A 22,890-nucleotide genomic window follows, 5' to 3' on the forward strand; every position below is an offset into this window, starting at 1 on the left:
ACGACATGTTTTCATTTTCCGAACAATGGGCACTGGCTGGCAAGGCCGTGGTGGAAGCGCAATTGATCAGCGCGCAAGCGTATGCCCAGGCCGCCGTCGACAGCGGCGCCAACGTGCTGGAGTTGCAGCTCGATGCGGCCCGCGCGGCGCTGGCTGCCGCTACGGTGGCGGGCAATCAGCTGCTGTCCGTGAAGGATACGCAAGCGCTGCTGCAACTGTCGCGCACCCAGTCCCAACTGGCCATCGAACGCATCGGTGCATATGGCCGCCAGGCAAAGGATGTTGCTCAAGAAACCCAGGAGAAATTTGAGACTGTGACAAAGGGTGAGTTTGCTGCATCGCGTCAAAAATTTGGCGAGCTGTTGCAGGTGGTAAAGCAAACACCCGTGCCCCTGATTATTCCCTTCAATAATTTTCTAAAAACCACTTTCGGCGGTGCCGATGAAGGGTATGATAAAAATAAAAACACGCGTCCTGCTCGCCAGGCCTAAGCGTTTTGCGGCCCGGCAGCGGCTATCCGCCGCGCCAGGTTGCCCGCCGCCACCGCAAGCAGGCTGTCATCGCCGCCGCCAGCGGTGCGGCGCTGGAACTGCGGCGCATGCCGCGCTAGAATGAAACGCAGCTTGCTGTGTCTTCCCGGATTCACTGGATTCCAATTGGATTCTATTAGCACCTTGACCTTGGCCCTCGTGGCCAGCATATCGGAGAAATAAATGGATGATGTCGTAATCGTGGCCGCCGGCCGTACCGCAGTCGGCAAATTCGGTGGCAGTCTGGCCAAGATTCCTGCGTCCGAACTGGGCGCGCATGTAATCAAGGGCTTGCTGGCACAAACCGGCATCGACCCGAACCTGATCGGCGAAGCCATCCTGGGCCAGGTGCTGACGGCCGCCGTCGGCCAGAACGCCGCGCGCCAGGCCGTCATCAAGGCTGGCCTGCCCAGTTCCATCCCGGCATTCACCATCAACAAGGTCTGCGGCAGCGGCCTGAAGGCCACGCACCTGGCGGCGCAAGCGATCAAGTGCGGCGACGCCAACATCATCATCGCCGGCGGCCAGGAAAACATGAGCGCCTCGCCGCACGCGATGAACGGTTCGCGCGACGGTTTCCGCATGGGCGACTTCAAGATGATCGACACCATGATCGTCGATGGCCTGTGGGACGTGTACAACCAGTACCACATGGGCATCACGGCGGAAAACGTCGCCAAGAAATACGAAGTGACGCGCGCCGAGCAGGATGAATTCGCGCTGCAGTCGCAGCTGAAGGCGGAAGCGGCGCAAAAGGCGGGCAAGTTCAAGGATGAAATCCTGCCGCTGGAAATCGCCAACAAAAAAGGCACGGTCGTCTTCGACAGCGACGAATACATCAAGCCCGGCTCGACCCTGGAATCGCTGGCCGGCCTGCGCCCTGCGTTTGCCAAGGACGGCACCGTCACCGCCGGCAATGCCTCGGGCCTGAACGATGGCGCCGCCGCCGTGATCATGATGTCCGCTTCGCAAGCGAAGGAACTGGGCTTGAAGCCGCTGGCGCGCATCAAGGCTTACGCTTCTTCGGGCCTGGACCCGGCCGTCATGGGCATGGGCCCCGTCTCTGCCTCGCGTCTGTGCCTGAAAAAAGCCGGCTGGACGCATGAAGAGCTGGACCTGATGGAAATCAACGAAGCGTTTGCCGCGCAAGCGATTGCCGTGAACAAGGAAATGGGCTGGGATACCAGCAAGATCAACGTGAACGGCGGCGCGATCGCCATCGGCCACCCGATCGGCGCCTCGGGCGCGCGCATCCTGGTCACCCTGATCCACGAAATGATCCGCCGCGACGCCAAGAAAGGCCTGGCAGCGCTGTGCATCGGTGGCGGCATGGGTGTCGCTTTAGCGATCGAGCGTGATTAAGTAGCTGGCACCGAACCCCGCCGTCGCGCGCAGTGCGTGACGGCGGGGTTCGCGGCGGTACGCCGCTGTAATTCTCGGCGGAACTGGGTTGCTTTCACTAAATAATTAACTTTTTGGCAATAGAACGACACTGAGGGGATGAAAATGGCAAGAGTTGCATTGGTAACTGGTGGCATGGGTGGTCTGGGCGAAGCGGTGTGTTTCAAGCTGGCGGCGCTTGGCTATCGCGTGGTGACCACATATTCCCCAGGCAATCCGAAGGTCGAGGAATGGCTGGCGACGACCAAGGACATGGGCTACGACTTCAAGGCATATCCGTGCGACGTGGCCGACTACGATTCGGCCGCTGCCTGCGTGGCGGCAGTGGAAGCGGAAATCGGTCCTGTCGACGTGCTGGTGAATAACGCCGGCATCACGCGCGACATGACGTTCAAGAAGATGGACAAGACGAACTGGGATGCCGTGATGAGCACCAACCTCGATTCCGTCTTCAACATGACCAAGCCCGTCTGCGACGGCATGGTGGAACGCGGCTGGGGCCGCATCATCAATATCTCGTCCGTGAACGGCCAGAAGGGCGCTTTCGGCCAGACCAACTATGCGGCCGCGAAAGCTGGCATGCATGGTTTCACCAAGTCGCTGGCGCTGGAAGTGGCGCGCAAGAACGTCACCGTCAACACCATTTCGCCAGGCTACATCGGCACCAAGATGGTCATGGCGATTCCGCAGGAAGTGCTCGACAGCAAAATCATCCCGCAAATTCCGATGGCGCGCCTGGGCAAGCCGGAAGAAGTGGCCGGCCTGGTCGCCTACCTGGCTTCCGATGAAGCGGCGTTCGTCACGGGCGCGAATATTTCGATCAACGGCGGCCAGCACATGTCGTAATCGTTGTTGAAGTAAAACAGAAAAGACAGCTGCGGCTGTCTTTTTTTATGCTGGCCAGCAAAACAAGGAGATCGCTGGATTTGCCTTAGAATCAGTATTTCTCCACTGCATCATCTCCATGACCCTTGTTCCCGCCTTGCGCCGCGCCAGCGTGGCCGCCATCCTTCTTCTGGGCACTTCCGCGGTCCAGGCCAGCGTCGCCTTCCACGTCACGGTGACTACCGAGCGCGCGCACAAGCCGGGGTTGAAAACCAGCCTGCCCGCGCGCGAGACGCAGGACAGCGATGTCGTGCTGGGACCGCATTACCTGAGCGTACGCGATGGCCGCATTCTGTCCGTCTTCGACTTTGCCACGCGCCGCCGCCACGTCATCGATACGGCGGCGTCCACCTACGACACGTATTCGCTGTTCGACGTGGTGGGCTTTCGCGCCGCCGAGCTGCGCCACCGGCAGGGGCTTGGCGGCATGCTGAAGGCGGGCGGCCTGGAGCAGCACGCAACGCCTCGCGTGTATGAGGAGCAGGCTTTGTCGGTGCTGGACAACAAGCGGCGCGGCGCTCTGCAGCCGCAAGTGCTCGACGGCGCCGTGCTGTGGTCGCTTGACGGGCAGCCCCTGTTGCGCCTGGGCATCGCGGGCAGTCCCGTCAGCGGCGACGACGCGACGGCCTTTGCCCAGTACTTGCGCTACACCTGGGGCGGCCACCCGCTGGTGCTGAAGATGCTGGCCGACGGCAAGCGCATTCCCGCCGACTTCACTTTGCACTACCAGGAGGTGGGCGGCGCGGTGACGCGGCAGTTCCGCATCAGCGCCATGACGGCGGGCGCACCGGCCACCTATACCTTGTCCGCCTACCGGCCCCGTCCGCTGGCGGCCGATGCGCCCCCGCTCGAGCGCGTGCTGGCGCAGGCGGCGCTGTTGCCGCCGCCGGGACCCCAAGTCCATCCCGCGCTGCGCGCCGAAGCGGAAAAACTGTTTGCCGCCGACCAGCCCTTCGAGGCTTTTTTGACCATGCTGGAAGACCATTTTTCCACGGGCGCGCTGGTGGAAAAGCTCACGCCCCGGCAGCAGCAGGCCATGCAGGAATGCCAGCCCATCCACGATTTGACGCGGGGATTGCTGGCCAAGGACCATGAAGGCATCGCAGCCGCGCTGGCCACCGTGCAAGATTTAAGGACGCAAACGGGGATGGCGCAGCCCGTGCTGGCCTTGTTCGAGGGGAATTTGCGCGCCAAGCTGGGGCAATGGCCGCAAGCGACGGCCTTGTATCTGCAAGTGCTGCAGGCAAAACCGCAGATGGCGGCCGTGTACCAGGACCTGGGCGACGCCTTGCTGGCGCAGTTCGATGCGCCGAACGCCTGGCGCAGCTGGGATGCGGGGCGGGCCATGGCGCCGGCGCTGCGGCAATTTCGCAAGGTTAACGACCTCGAGCGCAGCCTGCTGAACGATTACCCCGCCTTCTTTGCCGGCGGGGCGCCGCTGCCGCCGACAGTTCAGCCCAGCACCAGCCGTCCCGCCAGCAAGACGAAGACGGTGGGCAGTACAAACTTGCCGTAAGGCGAAGGTTTGCCGCGCAGGCGGCGCGCCAGGCGCGCGGCCAGCACGGCGTAGATGGCGTCGAACAGCAGGCCCACCAGCACCAGGATGGCGCCCAGGCGCAGGTATTGCAGGCCCACGCTGTCGCTGCCCACGACGAACTGCGGCAGGAACATGCTGCAAAACAGCAGTGCCTTCGGATTGAGCAGATTCGTCAGGAAGCCGCGCACCAGGCTGGCGCGGGCGTTGTGCGCCGTGGCGGGGGCGGCCGTTTCCTGGGCCGTTTTGGTGGACAGGGCCGATTGCAGCAGGCGTAGCGCCAGGTACAGCAGGTACGCGGCGCCCGCCCATTTGACCCACTGCAAGGCTTGCGGATGCGTCACCATCAGCGCCGCCAGGCCCGCGCCCGACAGCGCCACGTGCACGGCGCGCGCGCCGGCGATGCCCACGGCCGTCACCAGCGCCGTGGCCACGCCGCGCGCGGCGCCCGTCGCCAGCACCAGCGCCATGTCGGGTCCCGGCAATAAAAAGGCGCCGGCCAGTGCCAGCAGGTACATCAGGAAGGTAGAATCGGACATGGCTCAGTCGAAAAGAAAGCGGGAGCATGCGCACGCTGCAGCCTGCTCGCCGGGCCCCATTATGTTCTTGTCGCGATGAAATGTGCTTGCTTTTCCTGCCCTGCATGCCCTAGTATTCGGGTAGATTCCACTCGTATCAAAACAAAAATTAGATGAAAATTCCAGAAGTTAGCCTCGACGCCACCGATTTGCAGATACTCAGGCTGTTGCAGGATGAAGGACGGCTGTCGAATGCGCGCCTGGCCGAGCGCTTGAAGCTGAGCGAAACCCCCGTCTGGCGCCGTCTGCGCCGCCTGGAAGAGGAAGGGTTTATTACCGGCTACCAGGCTTTGCTCAACCGCAAGAAGCTGGGCATCGGCCTGGTGGCGTTCGTACGCGTCGTGTTTGCCAACCATGGCGGCGAGCAGCCGTCGCAGTTCGAGCAAGCCATCGCGACGATTCCCGAAATTCTGTCGTGCCACAATGTGGCGGGCGAAGCCGATTATTTCCTGCAAGTGGTGGCGCGCGACCTGGAAGCGTATGGCGAATTCGTCTCGACCGTGCTGCGCCGGCTGCCTGGCGTGGCGGAAATCCAGTCCAGCCTGTCGATGCGCGAAATCAAGTCGTCGAACCGCCTGCCCTTGCTGCTGGCCTGAGCCGGCGGCGGCGCACTATAATTGGAACAGTTGCCAGGCCTCATGCCTGGCGCCCTGACCGCCATTCCAAGGACCGCTCGCCATGCCCGATTCATTGTCACCCCTGTTTCCCGCCCTGACGCCGAACCGGCACGGCATGCTGGCGGTCGATGACATCCATACCATTTATTGGGAAGAGTGCGGCAACCCCGACGGCATTCCCGTGCTGTTCCTGCATGGCGGCCCGGGCGCGGGCCTGTCGCCGCAGCACCGCCGCTTTTTTGACCCGCAGCGCTACCGCGTGATCCTGTTCGACCAGCGCGGCGCCGGCAAGTCCACGCCGCTGGGCGAATGGCGCAACAACACGACGCAGCTGCTGATCGAGGACATCGAACGCCTGCGCGCCCAGTTCGGCATCGCCCAATGGCTGGTGTTTGGCGGCTCCTGGGGTTCGACCCTGGCGCTGGCATATGGCCAGGCGCATCCGGCGGCCTGTCTCGGTTTCGTGCTGCGCGGTATTTTCCTGTGCACGCAGGCGGAAATCGACTGGTTCATCGAAGGCGTGCGCTGGTTTTATCCGGAACTGTACGAGGAATTCGCCGCCCCGATTCCGCTCGAGGAGCGGGGCGACTTGCTGGCGGCTTACGTGCAACGCATCCTCAGCAGCGACCCGGCCGTGTACTGGCCGGCCGCGCGCGCCTGGAGCCGCTTCGAAGGCCGCCGCGTGTATCTGATGCCGCAGCCGGAAGACGCGCCGAACGATGCGCTGGATCTGGGCGTGGGCCGGCTCGAATCGCATTACATGGCCAATCTCGGTTTCTTCGAAGAAGACCAGCTGATCCGCAACATGGGACGCATCGCGCATTTGCCGGCCGTCATCGTGCAGGGACGCTACGACGCCATCTGCCCGCCGCTGTCGGCCTACCGCCTGCAGCAAGCCTGGCCTGGTTCCCAGTTGGAAATGATTCCCGACGCGGGCCATGGCGCGCTCGAGCACGGCATCGCTTCGGCGCTGGTGCGCGCCACCGAGCGCTTTGTGCCGGGGCGCGGCTTCGCATGACCTTGCAACACGCCGGTTGGCAAAGCGGCCAGCCGGCGTGCGCCACCTGCTACACTATGGCCTGTGCTGGCGCCAGGGTCGGGCGCCGGTGTGAACCCACGACTTTTTATCCATGAACATACAGATCGGCGACATCGGCCATATCATCCAGCTGGCGATTGCGCCGGTTTTCCTGTTGACCGGTATCGGCACCATGCTGGTGGTACTGACCAACCGCCTGGGCCGCATCATCGACCGCACGCGCGTGCTGGAAGACCGGCTCGACATCGGCTACAACGATTTCTATATGGATGAGCTAGATACCCTGTATCGGCGTACCCATCTGATTAATTATTCGATTTCGCTGAGCACGGCGTGCGGTTTCTTCGTCTGCGTCATCATCGCCATGCTGTTTTTGGGCGATATTCTGAACCTGACCCTGGACAAATACATCGCGGCCTTCTTTGTGCTGGCCGTGATTTGCCTGATCGGCTGTTTTATTTATTTACTGCGCGAAATTTACCTGGCTGCCAGGGCCCAGCGCATCCGGCGCCATATCCGCCCGCCCCGCTAGGCGGCGCGCCGGTTTACCCTACTATTGAAGAACGAGTCCAGCATGCACGATTACAAACGTCCCCCCACCCTGCACCGCTACGGCCAGCGCAGCGAACTCGAGCTGGCGCTGAGCCTGGGCCAGTTCCGCTTGATGCCAGCGGGCAATTGTTTGACCCTGAGTTTTTCGCAAGTGTGGGACAAGCAACTGTTCGACCTGTTCACCCCGGCCGACGCTTGTTTGATCATCCACAATACGGAAGAATTCGGCGAACGCCTGCACCGCGCCGTGCAGCGCACCTTGCCCAGCTGGGCCGGCATCGATGGCCTGGTCGAATACGGCCAGCGCGCGGCCCTGGGCGCCGCCTTCACCAAGACGCGCGCCGAAGCGCCCGAACAGGAATGGCTGTTCGCCTGGCGCTCGATGCAGCCGCAAGCGAGCCTCAACCCCGTCACCGTAAAACTGGGCAGCCTGGAAAACTTCGCGGAAATCCGCGACCGCGATACCTATCTGGCTTGATTTAACCTGCCTTTTCCGCGTACTGGCTGTCGATGCGGGTGAGTACGGCCGCCATCATGCGTTCGATATCGCCACGTATCATGGTCGTGCCCAGCATGCCGGGCACATAGAAGCCCGGCATCAGCCGGCTGGAAAAGACGATGCGCGTGCCGCCCGTCTCGGGCACGGGATACAGATTCCAGCGCGATTCGTAATGCCGCATGTCGCCCGAGATCAGGGCGATGTCGATGGCCGTCAACGGCGTTTCCGTGGCCCGCACCACCAGGTGGATGGGGTGGTTCATGAACAGGAAGCGCGCCATGCCCTGCTGCTCGATGATGACTTCATTGCCGTTGCGCGACAGCACGCGGCAGGAACTGAGGTCGGGCACGAATTCGCTCATGCGCTCGTAAGTGGTCAGGGTCTTCCACACGGAGGCCGGAGGCGCCTGCACGCTGCCGCTGGCATCGACTTCATACATGCGCTGCCCGTCAACCTCGATGCGCTTGACCTCGACCTTCAGCTTGTCCAGGCGTATCGCCTGTGCCAGCGCGGTAGCGGGGACGGCGCACAGCATCAACAGGCAGAGGAATAGTCGCTTCATGCCACCTAGCCTACGGGAAAGTACCGCCCGGCACAAGCTGTACGCACCGCCGTCGGGCGCGCCGGGCGATTTAGAACTCCCGGTCTAGAGAAAGTCGCTGCGGCGAGCGGCAATGCTTGCTACCGTACGGCCTGCAACCACCTTACCGGACCGATCACCATGACTGCCTACCCCCATCTGCTGGCCCCGCTCGACCTGGGTTTTACCACCTTGCGCAACCGCGTCATCATGGGGTCCATGCACACGGGCCTGGAAGACCGTTTTTATCATTATGGCAAGCTCGCCGCGTTTTACCGCGAACGGGCACGCGGCGGCGTGGGCCTGATCGTTACGGGCGGCATCTCGCCGAACCGGCAAGGCTGGCTGCTGCCGTTCGGCGGCACCTTGAATTTCCTTGGCGACGTGCCCAACCACCGCAAGGTCACGCGCGCCGTGCACGAGGAGGGCGGCAAGATCGTCATGCAGATCCTGCACGCGGGCCGCTATGGTTATCAACCGTTCGTCGTCTCGGCATCGGCCAAGAAATCGCCGATCTCGCCGTTCCGCCCCCGTCCCCTCACGGAACGGGGCATCGAGCGCACCATCTGCGACTACGTGCGCTGCGCGCGCCTGGCGCAAAAGGCGGGCTACGACGGCATCGAAGTGATGGGCAGCGAGGGCTATTTATTGAACCAGTTCCTGTGCGCGCGCACGAATCTGCGCCAGGACCGCTGGGGCGGCACGATCGAGAACCGCATGCGCCTGCCCGTGGAGATCGTGCGCCGCATCCGGGCCGCCGTCGGCCCCAACTTCATCATCATGTACCGCCATTCCCTGCTCGACCTGGTCGAGGGCGGCAATACCTGGGACGACGTGGTGACGGTCGCCAAGGCGCTGGAACAGGCGGGCGTGACCATTCTCAATACGGGCTTCGGCTGGCATGAGGCAAGAGTCCCCACCATCGTCACCTCCGTGCCACGCGCTGCATTTGCTTCCGTGGCGGGCCGGCTGCGCCGCGAGGTCACGATTCCCGTGGTGGCGTCGAACCGCATCAACATGCCGCACGAGGCCAATGCCATCCTGGAGCGGGGCGACTGCGACCTGGTGTCGATGGCGCGCCCTTTCCTGGCCGACCCTGATTTTGTCGCCAAGGCGGCCGCGGGCCGCGCGGACGAGATCAACACCTGCATCGGCTGCAACCAGGCCTGCCTCGACCACACCTTCGCCAACAAGCGCGCCAGTTGCCTGGTCAACCCGCGCGCCTGCCATGAAACGGAACTCGTGTACGCGAAAAAGGCCGTGCCGCGCCGCGTGGCCGTCGTCGGCGCCGGACCGGCCGGCTTGTCCGCCGCCTGCGTGGCGGCCGAATGCGGGCACGAGGTGACCCTGTTCGACAGCAGCGACAGCGTCGGTGGCCAGTTCAAGGTGGCCATGCAGATACCGGGCAAGGAAGAATTTACGGAAACCATCCGCTATTTTGCCCGCCGCATCGCCTTGTCGACTATCAAGCTGCGCCTGGGCCAGCGCGTCACGCGCGAGCAATTGCTGGCCGGCGGCTATGACGACGTCATCATCGCCACCGGCATCAAGGTGCGCCTGCCGGCCATTCCCGGCATCGACCATCCGACAGTGCTGTCGTATCTGGATGTGCTGCAAGCCAAGAAGCCCGTGGGCGCACGCGTGGCCATCATCGGCGCGGGCGGCATCGGTTTCGACGTGGGAGAGTATCTGCTGCACGACCCGGCGCACCCGCTGCCGCAGCCCGTATCGACCTGGGCGGGCGAGTGGGGCGTGGACTTGAATGCGGCGACGGGCGGCGGCCTGGTGCCGCCCACAGCGCCCCATCCCGTGCGGCAGATCTTCCTGTTGCAGCGCAAGACGTCGAAAGTGGGCGCGGGGCTGGGCAAGACCTCGGGCTGGGTGCACCGCGCGGCGCTGGCGCGCAACGGCGTGGCCATGCTGGCCGGCGTGACTTACGACAAGATCGACGACCAGGGCTTGCACATCACCGTGGGCGGCGAGCAGCGCCTGCTGGCGGTGGACAACGTCATCATCTGCGCGGGCCAGGACAGTTTGACGGAACTCATGCCGGAAACGGACAAGGATGGCAAGCCGCTGCTCGCGGGCGGCCCCCGTTTTCATAAAATCGGCGGCGCCGCGCTGGCGGCGGAACTCGACGCCAAGCGGGCGATACGGGAAGGGGCGGAGCTGGCGGCACGTTTGTAACCCTGAAAAAAAACCGGGGTCGGACCCTCAGGGTCCGACCCCGGCATTTGCATGGGTCACAGATTCGGCATCAAAGAGCCTTAATGGCCATGCCCCTTGCTGGCCGTCTCAAAACTCTGCAGCACGTGCTCGGCCATGCCATTGGCCAGTTCGTGCTCGCCGATGAATACCTTGCCCGCGTTTTCCGCGCGCAGCAATTCCGCCTCTTCCTCGCTGTGCGTGCGCACCACCGTCAGGATGTGCGGGTTCAGCGCGCGCGCCGTCTCGATCATGGCGCGCACGTGGAAGGTGTCCGGCGTGGCGATGACGAGCATGGTGGCGTGCGTGATGTGCGCCTGGATCAGCACGGCCGGTTCGCCCGCATTGCCGGCCACGGCCGGGATGCCCTGCTTGCGCAGCTGGTCGACGATTTCGCGGTTTTCCTCTGCCACGACAAAGTGGATGCCCCGCTCCATCAGAGCGGCGGCGATGCGCCGGCCCACGCGGCCATAGCCGACCAGCACGATCTGGCCCGACAGTTTTTCCTGCGGCACCGTCATCGGCAGCTCGGCCAGCGGGTCCGTGGTGCGTTCGAACTTGCGCGCGAAATCGCTGTTGCCGATCACGCGCAGCAGCGGCTTGGCCATGCTGAAGACGAGCGGGTTGAGGGCGATCGACAGGATGGCGCCGGCCAGGATCAGGCTTTGCCCTTCCTGCGGCATCAGGCCCAGGGACAGGCCCAGGGCGGCCAGGATGAACGAGAATTCGCCGATCTGCGCCAGGCTGGCCGAGACGATGATGGCCGTTTTCGGCGGATAGCGCAGCGCCATCACGAGCAAGAAGGCGGCGATCGACTTGCCGAAGATAATGATGGCGCACACGGCCAGCACTTGCAGGGGCTTGTCGATGAGGATGGTCGGCTCGAACAGCATGCCGACGGACACGAAGAACAGCACGGCGAACGCGTCGCGCAAGGGCAAGGACTCTTCCGCAGCGCGGTGACTGAGTTCGGACTCGCGCAGCACCATGCCGGCGAAGAAGGCGCCCAGCGCGAACGACACGCCGAACAGCTTGGTCGAGGCGTAGGCAATGCCGACGGCGGCGGCGATCACGCACAGGGTAAACAGTTCGCGCGAACCGGTGCGCGCCACTTGCCACAGTATCCACGGGAACAGCTTGCGGCCCACGACCAGCATGAAGATGATGAAGCCGGCCACTTGACCCAGGGTCACGGCCAGGGTTTGCCACAGGCTGACGGCTTCGGCATCGGGCGCGGCCTTGCCGCCGAGCACACTGGCGAACGCCGGCAGCAGCACGAGGACCAAGACGGTGACCAGATCTTCCACCACCAGCCAGCCGACGGCGATGCGGCCATTGAGCGAATCGAGGATGCCCCGTTCTTCCAGCGCGCGCAGCAGCACCACGGTACTGGCCACGGACAGGGCCAGGCCAAAGATCAGCCCGCCACCGAGGGTCCAGCCCCACCAGTGGGCCAGGCCCATGCCCATCGCCGTGGCGACGCCGATCTGCAGGATGGCGCCAGGCAGCGCGATCTTGCGCACGTCCCACAAATCTTCGATGGAAAAGTGCAGGCCGACACCGAACATCATCAGCATCACCCCGATTTCCGCCAATTGTCCCGCTATTTCCGCATCCGCCACAAAACCGGGCGTGGCCGGTCCGATGATGATGCCGGCGGCCAGATAGCCGACCAGTGCCGGCAGTTTCAGGCGCGCGGCGATGAAGCCGAAGATGAGGCCGAACCCGAGGGCGGCGGCGATGGTGGTGATCAGGCTGATGTCATGGGGCATGCGTGTGGGGTTCCTTATGGGGACGTGCGGGTAGAAAAAGATGTTGCTCAGCGACCAAGTATAAACGCATCAAAGCCCTTGCCGGAATGTTCCTGCGGCTTTATCGCAAAAAACCTGTGCTATATCTTCGTCCAGGTGGCCGCGAACGCATGCCTATCCGTCACGAACATCGCCTAATTCAGGAATCAGGCGATGTTACACCCATGGGCTCAGAGCTTGCGCACGACCACGCAGCCGATGGAATAGCCGGCGCCGAACGAGCAGATGACGCCGGTGCTGCCTGCCGCCATGTCATCCTGATATTTATGGAAGGCGATGATGGAACCGGCCGACGAGGTATTCGCGTAGGTGTCGAGGATCACGGGCGCTTCATTTGCTTCCGCGTCGCGGCCCAGGATCAGGCGGGCGATCAGCAGGTTCATGTTCAGGTTAGCCTGGTGCAGCCAGTAGCGGGAAACTTGCGCCACTTCCACGCCGGCCTTGGCCAGGGTCGCCTTGATCATCTCGGCCGCCATCGGGCACACTTCCTTGAAGACCTTGCGCCCTTGCTGGCGGAACAATTTGTCGGCCTTGCCCACGCCGGACTCGTCAAAACGGTTGAGGAAGCCGAAATTGTTGCGGATGGCGTTAGAGAAGCGCGTTTTCAGTTCCGTGCCGATGATCTCGAACTGGTGCTGCGAGACGGCCGTGTCCTTCGCTTCGACGATGATGGCGGTGCAGGCGTCGCCGAAAATGAAATGGCTGTCGCGGTCGCGCCAGTTCAGGTGGCCGCTGGTGATCTCGGGATTGACGACCAGCACGGCGCGCGCCTGGCCGCTTTGCACGGCGGCCACGGCTTGCTGGATGCCGAAGGTGGCGGACGAACACGCCACGTTCATGTCAAAACCATAACCGTCGATGCCGAGCGCATCCTGCACTTCCACGGCCATGGCCGGGTAGGCGCGCTGCATGTTGCTGCACGCTACCAGCACCATGTCGATGTCGGCCGGCGTGCGGCCGGCGCGCGCCAGGGCGTCTTTGGCGGCGGCGACGGCCATTTCCGCCTGCAAGGACAGTTCGTCATCGCCCCGTTCCGCAATGCGCGAGACCATGCGGGCCGGGTCGAGGATGCCTTCCTTTTCCATCACGAAGCGCGACTTGATGCCGGAGGCCTTTTCGATGAAGGCCACGCTCGACAGCTCCAGCGCCGTCACCTCGCCCGCAGCGATCGCGCCGGCGTTGTCGGCATTGAACTTTTCCGCGTAGGCATTGAAGCAGGTGACCAGCTCTTCGTTGGAGATCGAAAAGGGCGGCGTATACAGTCCGGTACCGCTGATGACGACTTGTTTCATGGTTAAACTTTCAAATTTGGCAATCGGCGCGGCGCCGATAAGTGAAGCAAATTTTACACAAACGGGCTCGACTGTAGAGAGTTTCGTGTTGCGGGGGAGGGGGAAGTGTGGCGGAAGATTGATTTTTGTCGCGTGGACGGGTGCTGGGGGTATTGCGTGTGATGGGGTCAGACCCGGCGGGTCTGACCTCAAACTGCCTACTTTTTCTGTTCTTTCTTGACGTCGGCCTGCACCACCACCGGTTCGGCCTTGGCCAGCTGCACCGGCAAGCCCTTCAGGTGGTTCAGCGCCTGGTGCAACTGAAAATCGTCCTTGCTGCCAAATTCTAGCGGCTTGCGGGTCTTTTCCAGGGCGATGATGCGCAATTGCTCTTCCATCTCGTCGTTGACGGGCGCGGCCTTGGCACTTTCTTGGTCGCGGTCGTTGCTCAGGTGCTTGGTCAGGTCCGCTTCGCGGATGCGCAAGCCGTTCAAGCCGTCGCCGTCCGCATTCTCGTCGACCAGCAGGTCGGGCACGATGCCCTTGGCCTGGATCGAGCGGCCGTTCGGCGTGTAGTAGCGGGCCGTCGTCAGCTTGACGGCCGTGTCGGCCGTCAGCTGGCGGATGGTTTGCACGGAACCCTTGCCGAAGGTTTGCGTGCCGATGATGGTGGCGCGCTTGTAATCCTGCAGGGCACCGGCGACGATTTCCGAGGCCGAGGCCGACCCCGTGTTGACGAGCACCACCAGCGGTACTTTCTTGATGGCGGCCGGCAATTTCGCCAGCGCGTCGCCTTCCGAGCGGAAGGTATAGTATTCGGCGCGGCCGTAGAACACCTGTTTCGAGTCCTGCAACTGGCCGTTGGTCGAGACGATGGCCGCGTCCTTCGGCAGGAAGGCGGCCGAGACGCCGATGGCGCCCTGCAGCACGCCGCCCGGATCGTTGCGCAGGTCCAGCACCATGCCCTTGATGTTCGGGTCCTGCTTGTATAGCGCCGTGATCTGCGCGGCCATGTCGTCGACGGTCGGTTCCTGGAATTGCGACACGCGCAGCCAGGCGTAGCCGGGCTCGACCATCTTCGCCTTCACGCTTTTCTGATGGATTTCCTCGCGCGTGATGGTGAAGGCCAGCGGCTGCGGTTCATCCTTGCGCGCAATGGTCAGCGACACCTTGGTGCCCGGTTCGCCGCGCATGCGCTTGACGTTGTCGTCCAGGCTGACGCCCTTCACGGGCTGGCCATCGAGGCGGGTGATCAAATCGCCGGCCTTGATGCCGGCGCGGTAGGCGGGCGAATCCTCGATGGGCGAGACGATCCTGATGTAGCCGTCTTCGCTCAGGCCGATTTCGATGCCCAGGCCGACGAACTTGCCTTCCGAGCCTTCGCGCAGTTCGGCGTAGGCTTTCTTGTCCAGGTAGGCGGAATGGGGGTCGAGCGAGGCGACCATGCCGGCAATGGCGTCTTCCAGCAGTTTCTTGTCTTCCACGGGCTCGACGTAGTCGGACTTGATCAGGCCAAACACGTCGGCCAGCTGGCGCAGCTCTTCCAGCGGCAGGGGCGGCTCGACGGTTTTTTGCGCCATGGCGGAAAATTGCAGCGACACGGCGACGCCGGCCACCACGCCCAGGCCGATCAAGCCGGTATTTTTGAGTTTGCCCATCATTGCACCTTTGCAGCTAGCGTGTCTTGCACAAGCGCCAGTCCCCTTGGAGCGGCGCTTTGTTGAAAGTATAGACCTGAATCTCTGCCGGCGTGGGCCGGCCGCGGAAAAAGCATGCCTTGGCCCAGTCTACGCGCGAAAACGGGGCTGTCAGCTTGCCATATGTTGCGGTTTTGTATGCGATGTATAGGGGGTCTTGAGGGGAGTAAGCATTTGTAAGAGTCGAAAAAAAGCGTGTGCGGCGGCCCTATAGTGGACTCGCATTCTCGACCCGAAGTGGTTTTGCCTGCGTCCGCGGACGCAGGCTTTTTTTTGTCGGCGGGTTCAAGCTCATTTAGACTGGCGCTTCTTCCTTGGCAGCGGATAAAAAATGTTAACTGATTTGCAGGCACGTGCCGCGCTCACAGCGCTGATTGAAAAGTATCTGCGGGGGCGGGATCCTGATGCCGGCCTGCTGATCGACATCGTTCAGGATCCGTCACGGCAAGTGCCGATTCGGGGTGTGCTCGAAGATATCGGACAGTTCAACGGCACGCAGTTCACGCAACAGGAGCGGGCGCTGATCGACGACTTGCTGTATCTGTATGGATAAACGTGTGAATATACCTTGAGCCTGGCCGAACTGAGCGGCGATTCCCGGGCAGTTCCCGGGGCAAGGATGGTCAAATGGCATGGCCGCGTGCTACATTCCTGCAGCGCCTGGCGCGGCAGGCTATCCGCCCGCAGCTATCTGCCCGGTCTTTTTGACATGCCCCATAAGGACAATTCGTGAATCGCTATCTCTTAAGCAGTCTGACCCTGACCCTGTTGGCTGCGTTTGCCCATGCCGCCGAACCCGTATCCGCCGTGGCCGCGCCGACCGTAGCCCCGAGCGCCGCGCCTGCCGCCGCCGGCGTCGTTTCCGGCATCGATGTGCAATACATCGACCCCGCCGTGCGCGTGCAGGATGACTTCTTCACCCATTTGAACGGCAAGTGGCTGGCCACGACCGAGATTCCTGCCGACAAATCGAGCTGGGGTTCGTTCGCCAAGCTGCGCGACGACACGACGCCGCAATTGCGCGGCATCATCGAAGCCACGCAACAGGACAAGAGCAAGAAGGCCGGTTCCGAAGCGCAGAAGATTGCCGACCTGTACGCCAGCTACATGAATGAAGCCAAGCTCGAAGCGCTGGGCACGAAGCCGCTGGCCGGCGAACTGAACCGCATCCGCTCGCTGCGCGACAAGAAGGGCGTGCCCGCCCTGATCGCCCACCTGAGCCAGACGGGTGTGTCGACCCCGTATGCCGTGTATGTGGGCCAGGATGCGCGTGCCTCGACGAAATATGCGGCGTATGTGAGCCAAAGCGGCCTGGGCATGCCCGACCGCGACTATTACCTGGAAGCCAAGCAGGCGGGCGTCAAGGAAAAATACCAGGCGCACGTGGAAAAAATGCTGGCCATGGCGGGCGACAAGAACGCCGCCGCCCGCGCCAAGGCCGTCGTTGCCCTGGAAACGGCTTTGGCCGAAGTGCAATGGACCAAGGTCGAGAACCGCGACCCCGTCAAACGCTACAACAAGACCGACATCAATAAACTGAACGACCTGACCCCGGGCTACGACCTGAAGTCGGGCCTGGCCGCCCTGGGCATCGCCAACAAGGTCGATTACGTCATCGTCAACCAGCCGAGCTACCTGGCCGGCTACGACAAGGTGCTGGCCGCCACCGACCTGGATACCCTGAAAGCGTATTTCGAATGGCAGTTGCTGCGCAGCTACGCCAGCTACCTGTCGAAAAACTTCGTCGACGAGAGCTTTGCCTTCTACGGCACGGTACTGAGCGGCGTGACGGAAAACCAGCCGCGCTGGAAGCGTGGCGTGGGCGCCGTCGAAGGCGTGCTGGGTGAAGCCGTCGGTAAGCTGTATGTCGCGCAATATTTCCCGGCCGAGCGCAAGGCGCACATGCAGGAACTGGTGAAAAACGTGCTGGCCGCCTACAAGGACAGCATCGACACCCTGGACTGGATGAGCCCGGAGACCAAGAAGGAAGCGCAAGCCAAGCTGGCCAAGTTCACGCCGAAGATCGCGTATCCGAACAAATGGCGCGATTACACGAAGCTGCAAATCGTCCAGGGCGACCTGGTGGGCAACATGATGCGCGCCGCCAACTTCGGTTCCGCGCGCCAGGTGGCCAAGCTCGGCAAACCGATCGACCGCGAAGAGTGGGGCATGACGCCGCAAACGGTGAACGCCTATTACAGCTCGACGATGAATGAAATCGTCTTCCCGGCCTCCATCCTGCAGCCGCCGTTTTTTGACGCCAACGCGGACGATGCCGTCAACTATGGCGCCATCGGCGCCGTCATCGGCCATGAAATCAGCCACGGTTTCGACGACAAGGGCAGCCAGTCTGATGGCGACGGCAACCTGCGCGACTGGTGGACCCCGGCCGACCGCAAGAACTTCGCCGCCAAGGCCGACGCGCTGACCAAGCAGTACGATGGTTACAGCCCATTGCCGGGCTATCACGTCAACGGCGCGCTGACCCTGGGCGAAAACATCGCCGACAACTCGGGCGTGGCGATCGCCTATAAAGCGTACAAGATCTCGCTGGGCGGCAAGCCGGCGCCTGTGCTCGATGGCTTGACGGGCGACCAGCGCTTCTACATGGGCTTTGGCCAGGTGTGGCGCAGCAAGATGCGCGAAGCGCAGCAGATCGTGCAGATCAAGACCGACCCCCATTCGCCGGGCCAGTACCGCGCGAACGGCACCATGGTCAACCAGCCTGGCTTCTATGAAGCGTTTGGCGTGAAACCGGGCGACAAGATGTATGTCGCCCCGGAAAACCGCGTGATCATCTGGTAAGTGTCATCCGACATACCGATGGCGCTCACCATGTTGTCGGCTTATGCCCGCCGGGTTAAGCCGACCTACGTCATGTAAACGTTATCTTGTCACAACAAAAGAGACCACCGCGCGTGGTCTCTTTTGTATTTCTGTCAAAGTTCTTTCTGTCATTTCGGCCGGTATGCTACAGTCAAAAACCGGGCCAGAAGCCTAGGGCCTTCTGACCCTTATATTTCACACAATACAATATAGAGGACAACCGTGAATCGTTATTTGTTAAGTGCATTGACCCTGAGTTTGCTGGCTGGCGTGTCCGGCATGGCTGGCGCCGCTGATTCTGCCAAGAAAGCCGCCGCCGCTCCCGCCACGGCCGCCGCATCGGCCGCGCTGACCTCCGGCATCGCCATCGAATACGTCGACCCTGCCGTGCGCGCGCAGGACGATTTGTTCCAGCACCTGAACGGCAAATGGCTGGCGGAAACCGTGATTCCTGCCGACAAGTCGAGCTGGGGCAGCTTTGCCAAGCTGGCCGACGATACGCAAACGCAGCTGCGCGGCATCGTCGAAGGCGCTGCCGCCGACAAGGCCCGCGCGGCCGGTTCGAATGCGCAGAAAATCGGTGATTTCTATAACAGCTTCATGGACGAAGCCAAGCTGGAAAGCCTGGGCCTGACGCCCTTGAACGCGGAACTGGCGAAGATCGCCGCGCTGCAGGACAAGGCGGAGTTGCCTGCCGTGATCGCCCACTTCAGCAAGCTGGGCGTGACCTCGCCGTACGACTTCGGCATCCACCAGGACGCCAAGGATTCCACCAAATACGTGGCGGACATCGTGCAAAGCGGCCTGGGCCTGCCTGACCGCGATTACTACCTGGAAGAGGGCAAGGCCGATACGCGCGCCAAATACCTGGCCCACGTGGAAAAAATGCTCAGTTTGGCCGGCGACGCGAACGCTGCCGCGAATGCGAAAGCCATCCTCGCGCTGGAAACGGAGCTGGCCAAGGCGCAATGGAGCAATGTGCAGAACCGCGATCCCGTCAAGACCTACAACAAGGTGGAACTGGCGAAACTGGCCGCCGTGGCGCCAGGCTACGACTGGGCTCGCTACCTGAAGGACACGGGCATCGCCGGCAAGGTCAATTATGTGATCGTCAGCCAGCCCAGCTACCTGAAGGGTTTCGCCGAGATCGCCAACAAGACGCCGCTGGAAACGTGGAAAGCATACTTCCAATGGCACTTGCTGCACGCCAACGCCGGCTACCTGCCGAAAGCGTATGTCGATGAAAACTTCGCCTTCTATGGCACCACCCTGACGGGCGTGACGGAAATGCGTCCGCGCTGGAAACGCGGCGTGGGCGCCGTCGAAGGCGCGCTGGGCGAAGCCGTGGGCCAGCTGTACGTCGAGCAGTATTTCCCGGCCGAGCGCAAGGTGCGCATGGAAGCGCTGGTGAAAAACCTGATGACGGCCTACAAGCAAAGCATCGACAAGCTCGACTGGATGAGCCCTGTCACCAAGAAACAGGCGCAAATCAAGCTGGCCAAGTTCACCACCAAGATCGGCTACCCGAACAAATGGCGCGATTACTCGGGCCTGACGGTGGCGCCCGATGATTTGATCGGCAACATCCAGCGTTCGCACCTGCTCAATTACAACCGCGAATTGAACAAGCTGGGCCAGCCTATCGACCGCGACGAGTGGGGCATGACGCCGCAGACCGTGAACGCCTATTACAACCCGGAACTGAACGAAATCGTCTTCCCGGCCGCCATTTTGCAGGCACCGTTCTTTGACGCCAAGGCGGACGACGCCGTCAACTACGGCGCCATCGGCGGCGTGATCGGCCATGAAATCAGCCACGGCTTCGACGACCAGGGCGCCCAGTACGACGGCGACGGCAATCTGCGCGACTGGTGGACCAAGGCCGACCATAAAAACTTCGCCAAGAAGACCAAGCAGCTGGTGGCGCAGTACAACAGCTTCAGTCCGGTGAAAGGCCACTTCGTCAACGGCGAGCTGACCCTGGGCGAGAACATCGCCGACAATTCCGGCGTGGCAATTGCCTACAAAGCGTATAAATTGTCGCTGAACGGCAAGCAAGCCCCCGTCATCGATGGTTTCACGGGCGAACAGCGCTTCTACGCGGGCTTTGCCCAGGTATGGCGCATGAAGATGCGTGAAGCGCAGCAACTGGTCTTGCTGAAAACGGATCCGCACTCGCCAGGCCAGTTCCGCGCCAACGGCACCATGCGCAACCAGCCAGGTTTCTATCAAGCCTTCGACGTGAAACCGGGCGACAAGATGTATCTGCCGCCGAAAGACCGCGTCATCATGTGGTAAGACGCTAAGTAATCCTCGGGAAATTAGTGTGAATTTATGACGAATAGAACCGGATGCTATGCAAGGCGCTCGCTGCGACGCAGCGCGAGCACTGCTAGCAGCGAGCAAGCCTCGTCGGCCACCTTGCAGAGCGCCGGTTATAGAAGTCAGAAATCACAATAATTTATTGGGGGTTACTTAGTTCAAGGCATAAGTTGCCAGCCGCCCCGCGCAAGCCGGGCGGCTTTTTTACGGCCTGATGTAACGCAAATTGCGGGTAAAAAAAAACCGCCCCTGCGGGCGGTTCCTCGATACAGGTGCTGCGCTGCTTACTTGGCAGGCTCGGCGGCTGGTGCGCTGGCGGCGCCAGCCGCTGCGGCCGGTGCCGGCACTTCCGGCTCCTTGAACTTGCCGCCCGACGCATTGGCCATGTAGACCACGGCGCGCGCCACTTCCACATCGTCGAGGTCGGGATTGCCGCCCTTGGCCGGCATCGCGCGCAAGCCTTCGATCGCGTGTTTCAGGACCGTATCGTAGCCCTGGGCCAGGCGTGCCGACCAGCTGCCCGCGTCGCCAAACTTCGGCGCACCGGCCACGCCGGCGCCATGGCAAGCCACGCAGGTGGCCGTGTAGACGGCTTCGCCGCCTTGCAGCACTTTCGGACCGCTGGCATCCTTGAAGGTAAAGCCTTCATTGGCCACCGGGCTCAAGCGGGCATCGATGGCTTCGGGCGACTGGCTGTCCGTGCCGGCGCCCGTCAGTTTTTGCGCCGTGACGAACTGCACCAGCAGGATGATGCCGATGACGGTGATGAGGAAGAAGCCCGCTACGGCGGCAAGCAATTGTTTAGGCGTTTTGATCGCTGATTGTTGTTCGTTATGTGCGTCGCTCATGATGTCCTTAGTCCAGATTTGAAACTGATGGCCGTGTAAGGTAGCATTTTTACATGCTTGTATGTAAACCTTTATGAAACCCACAATTATAGGCACAAAAATTGAGCAGTGACATGCAATTGCCGACGATACGACAGTTTCCGTAGACGTAGGTAAAGAAAAACGGTATCCTTCGCATCACTTCAGAAATTCCCCCTACGCGGCTGTAGCTCAGTGGATAGAGTATTGGCCTCCGAAGCCAAGGGTCGTGGGTTCGATCCCCGCCAGCCGCACCAAGATTTTCCTCATCGTTTCCAGATCATTTCTCCACCATGTCGCGGTTGATGGCACTGGCTTTCTGTCGGCCTGTATCTGTTCGCCTTGCCGTTAAAACGTCGTGTCGTACTTGTCCTTGCACAAATTGTTATACTAATTTGGTTGCGTTTATTGCGTTTGCTTCGTAAGATTCAATGGAAAGTAGGGAGGATGCCATGTCGAATGTGCTTGATCGTCTGGACAATAAAGAAGACCTGGAACTGGCGAAGGCGGCGCAGCGCTGCCTGGTGAGTGCGCTTGATCATTCTCGTGCCGTGCAGATTGCGGTTCTGGAAGAGGGCGCGCAGGACTTGGGTGATGCACCCTTGCTGCGTTTGCCGCCGAATGTGTTGCGCCTGTTTGCCGATGTCTTAGGTACCTTGGCCCAAGGTAAGGCCGTGACAGTCATGCCGAAGGAACATGACGTGACGACACAGGAAGCGGCCATGTACCTGAACATGTCACGTGCCTACCTGGTGCGCCTGCTTGAGGCAGGGAAGATTCCCCATCATAAGGTGGGTACGCACAGGCGGCTGCGCTTTGAGGATGTGGTGCAGTACAAGGATGAGCGCAAACGGCGTTCGCAACAGGCCTTGCAGGCCTTGGCAGATCAGGCGCAGGAGCTTGAACTGGGGTACTGATGGCTGGATACTACCGTTACACTGCCGTCCTCGATGCCTGTGTGTTGTATCCGGCCCCCTTGCGCGATCTATTGCTGAGTTTGGCGGCGGACGGTATATTCAGCGCACGCTGGACAGCACGGATACAGGAAGAGTGGCAACGCAATTTGCTACTCAAGCGGCCTGATCTCGATCCTTCGGCATTGGCGCGCACCAGCGCGCTGATGGACGAGGCGGTCGAAGACGGCGTGATCGAGTCGTATGAATACCTGATTGATGCCTTGGTCTTGCCCGATGCCGACGACCGGCACGTGCTGGCGGCAGCCATCGTGGGGCATGCGGACGCCATCGTCACGTTCAATCTTAAAGACTTCCCGGACGCGATCATGCGAGGGCACAACATTGAAGTCTTGCATCCCGATGATTTTCTGGTGGCGCAGTATGAACTGGCCCCGATACGCATGCTCAGTGTCGTCAAGGAAAACCGGGCGCGATTGCGCAAACCGCCCAGATCCGCTGCCGAATTGATTGCCACCTACGAAGCGCAAGGCTTGCCGCAACTGGGGAAGTTGCTGCATTCCGCAATTGCCTTGCCCTAGCGTCTGCTTCGGCAACCGGGCAAGAGTTGCTCCCCCGCTTGAAAGACATGCCTCCGTTGTCCAGGATCGTGTACTGCCGTTTTTTTAGGCGTGATCACGCCTGAAATGTCCCTGGCGCCCCTGCCGTTGTCGCATTACAACCTCCAAAGTCACCCAGCCATCGATATCAAAATTGATATCGA

Annotated in this window: 20 protein-coding genes and 1 tRNA gene; 15 read left to right on the forward strand and 6 right to left on the reverse strand. The window is 61.8% G+C overall.

The window, feature by feature from the left end; genetic code table 11:
* The first annotated feature begins 5 nt into the window (after positions 1-5).
* The 4 genes from D9M09_RS27540 to D9M09_RS27555 all read left to right on the forward strand — a co-directional run bounded on the left by D9M09_RS27540 (position 6) and on the right by D9M09_RS27555 (position 4,332).
* A complete protein-coding gene (locus D9M09_RS27540; protein WP_070219000.1) occupies positions 6-491 on the forward strand; it encodes a phasin family protein in 486 nt (161 codons plus the stop codon).
* Between the two features lie 222 nt (positions 492-713).
* Positions 714-1,892, forward strand: a complete 1,179-nt coding sequence (locus D9M09_RS27545) for an acetyl-CoA C-acetyltransferase (protein ID WP_034783723.1) — start codon at positions 714-716, stop codon at positions 1,890-1,892.
* Between the two features lie 144 nt (positions 1,893-2,036).
* Positions 2,037-2,777: an acetoacetyl-CoA reductase gene (gene phbB, locus D9M09_RS27550; RefSeq protein WP_070219113.1), complete on the forward strand. Its 741-nt coding sequence runs from the start codon at positions 2,037-2,039 to the stop codon at positions 2,775-2,777.
* Between the two features lie 118 nt (positions 2,778-2,895).
* Positions 2,896-4,332, forward strand: a complete 1,437-nt coding sequence (locus D9M09_RS27555; protein ID WP_162995803.1) for a hypothetical protein — start codon at positions 2,896-2,898, stop codon at positions 4,330-4,332.
* Here the strand turns inward: D9M09_RS27555 and D9M09_RS27560 are convergent.
* On the reverse strand, positions 4,269-4,889 hold the full coding sequence (locus D9M09_RS27560; protein ID WP_240453497.1) for a LysE family translocator: 621 nt from the start codon (positions 4,887-4,889) through the stop codon (positions 4,269-4,271). The two genes, D9M09_RS27555 and D9M09_RS27560, sit on opposite strands and share 64 nt — an antisense overlap.
* A gap of 152 nt (positions 4,890-5,041) precedes the next feature.
* Between D9M09_RS27560 and D9M09_RS27565 the strand changes: the two genes are divergently transcribed.
* The 4 genes from D9M09_RS27565 to D9M09_RS27580 all read left to right on the forward strand — a co-directional run bounded on the left by D9M09_RS27565 (position 5,042) and on the right by D9M09_RS27580 (position 7,614).
* Positions 5,042-5,524, forward strand: a complete 483-nt coding sequence (locus D9M09_RS27565) for an Lrp/AsnC family transcriptional regulator (protein WP_034783718.1) — start codon at positions 5,042-5,044, stop codon at positions 5,522-5,524.
* 82 nt (positions 5,525-5,606) lie between these two features.
* A complete protein-coding gene (pip, locus tag D9M09_RS27570; RefSeq protein WP_070219002.1) occupies positions 5,607-6,563 on the forward strand; it encodes a prolyl aminopeptidase in 957 nt (318 codons plus the stop codon).
* A 112-nt stretch (positions 6,564-6,675) separates the two neighbouring features.
* A complete protein-coding gene (locus D9M09_RS27575) occupies positions 6,676-7,116 on the forward strand; it encodes a DUF2721 domain-containing protein (protein ID WP_070219003.1) in 441 nt (146 codons plus the stop codon).
* Positions 7,117-7,158: 42 nt separating this feature from the next.
* Positions 7,159-7,614, forward strand: coding sequence for a hypothetical protein (locus D9M09_RS27580; protein WP_070219004.1), 456 nt, complete (start codon positions 7,159-7,161; stop codon positions 7,612-7,614).
* A 1-nt stretch (position 7,615) separates the two neighbouring features.
* On the opposite strand, the gene D9M09_RS27585 is transcribed toward D9M09_RS27580, so the two are convergent.
* The gene (locus tag D9M09_RS27585) at positions 7,616-8,197 is read right to left on the reverse strand and encodes an SRPBCC family protein (protein ID WP_227742081.1); all 582 of its coding nucleotides are present in this window, start codon (positions 8,195-8,197) and stop codon (positions 7,616-7,618) included.
* Between the two features lie 159 nt (positions 8,198-8,356).
* On the opposite strand from D9M09_RS27585, the gene D9M09_RS27590 reads away from it, so the two are divergent.
* Positions 8,357-10,402, forward strand: a complete 2,046-nt coding sequence (locus D9M09_RS27590) for an NADPH-dependent 2,4-dienoyl-CoA reductase (RefSeq protein ID WP_121670830.1) — start codon at positions 8,357-8,359, stop codon at positions 10,400-10,402.
* Positions 10,403-10,482: 80 nt separating this feature from the next.
* Here D9M09_RS27590 and ybaL read toward each other — a convergent pair whose 3' ends face one another.
* From ybaL to D9M09_RS27605, 3 genes are all read right to left on the reverse strand, one after another.
* On the reverse strand, positions 10,483-12,192 hold the full coding sequence (ybaL, locus tag D9M09_RS27595) for a YbaL family putative K(+) efflux transporter (protein ID WP_070219007.1): 1,710 nt from the start codon (positions 12,190-12,192) through the stop codon (positions 10,483-10,485).
* A 209-nt stretch (positions 12,193-12,401) separates the two neighbouring features.
* A complete protein-coding gene (locus D9M09_RS27600) occupies positions 12,402-13,523 on the reverse strand; it encodes a beta-ketoacyl-ACP synthase III (RefSeq protein ID WP_070219008.1) in 1,122 nt (373 codons plus the stop codon).
* Between the two features lie 197 nt (positions 13,524-13,720).
* A complete protein-coding gene (locus D9M09_RS27605; protein WP_070219009.1) occupies positions 13,721-15,163 on the reverse strand; it encodes a S41 family peptidase in 1,443 nt (480 codons plus the stop codon).
* A 367-nt stretch (positions 15,164-15,530) separates the two neighbouring features.
* Between D9M09_RS27605 and D9M09_RS27610 the strand changes: the two genes are divergently transcribed.
* The 3 genes from D9M09_RS27610 to D9M09_RS27625 all read left to right on the forward strand — a co-directional run bounded on the left by D9M09_RS27610 (position 15,531) and on the right by D9M09_RS27625 (position 20,323).
* Positions 15,531-15,752, forward strand: coding sequence for a hypothetical protein (locus tag D9M09_RS27610; RefSeq protein ID WP_070219010.1), 222 nt, complete (start codon positions 15,531-15,533; stop codon positions 15,750-15,752).
* A gap of 176 nt (positions 15,753-15,928) precedes the next feature.
* Positions 15,929-18,004 carry a M13 family metallopeptidase gene (locus tag D9M09_RS27615; RefSeq protein ID WP_121670831.1) on the forward strand — a complete coding sequence of 692 codons (2,076 nt, stop codon included), beginning with the start codon at positions 15,929-15,931 and terminating at the stop codon, positions 18,002-18,004.
* Between the two features lie 243 nt (positions 18,005-18,247).
* Entirely contained in the window at positions 18,248-20,323 is a 2,076-nt protein-coding gene (locus D9M09_RS27625) for a M13 family metallopeptidase (protein WP_121670832.1), read from the forward strand.
* 308 nt (positions 20,324-20,631) lie between these two features.
* Here the strand turns inward: D9M09_RS27625 and D9M09_RS27630 are convergent, their stop codons facing one another.
* Positions 20,632-21,195, reverse strand: a complete 564-nt coding sequence (locus tag D9M09_RS27630) for a c-type cytochrome (RefSeq protein ID WP_121670833.1) — start codon at positions 21,193-21,195, stop codon at positions 20,632-20,634.
* A gap of 199 nt (positions 21,196-21,394) precedes the next feature.
* Here D9M09_RS27630 and D9M09_RS27635 point away from each other — a divergent pair.
* The 3 genes from D9M09_RS27635 (at position 21,395) to D9M09_RS27645 (ending at position 22,708) form a co-directional block, all read left to right on the forward strand.
* Positions 21,395-21,470 (forward strand) — tRNA-Arg (locus D9M09_RS27635).
* A 195-nt stretch (positions 21,471-21,665) separates the two neighbouring features.
* Positions 21,666-22,130 carry a helix-turn-helix domain-containing protein gene (locus D9M09_RS27640; protein WP_240453498.1) on the forward strand — a complete coding sequence of 155 codons (465 nt, stop codon included), beginning with the start codon at positions 21,666-21,668 and terminating at the stop codon, positions 22,128-22,130.
* Complete coding sequence (locus tag D9M09_RS27645) at positions 22,130-22,708, forward strand: PIN domain-containing protein (protein WP_121670835.1); 579 nt, start codon at positions 22,130-22,132, stop codon at positions 22,706-22,708. The genes D9M09_RS27640 and D9M09_RS27645 overlap by 1 nt, the downstream gene beginning before the upstream one ends.
* Positions 22,709-22,890: the final 182 nt, after the last annotated feature.

This window comes from Janthinobacterium agaricidamnosum (genome assembly GCF_003667705.1).
Classification (GTDB): Bacteria; Pseudomonadota; Gammaproteobacteria; order Burkholderiales; family Burkholderiaceae_D; genus Janthinobacterium.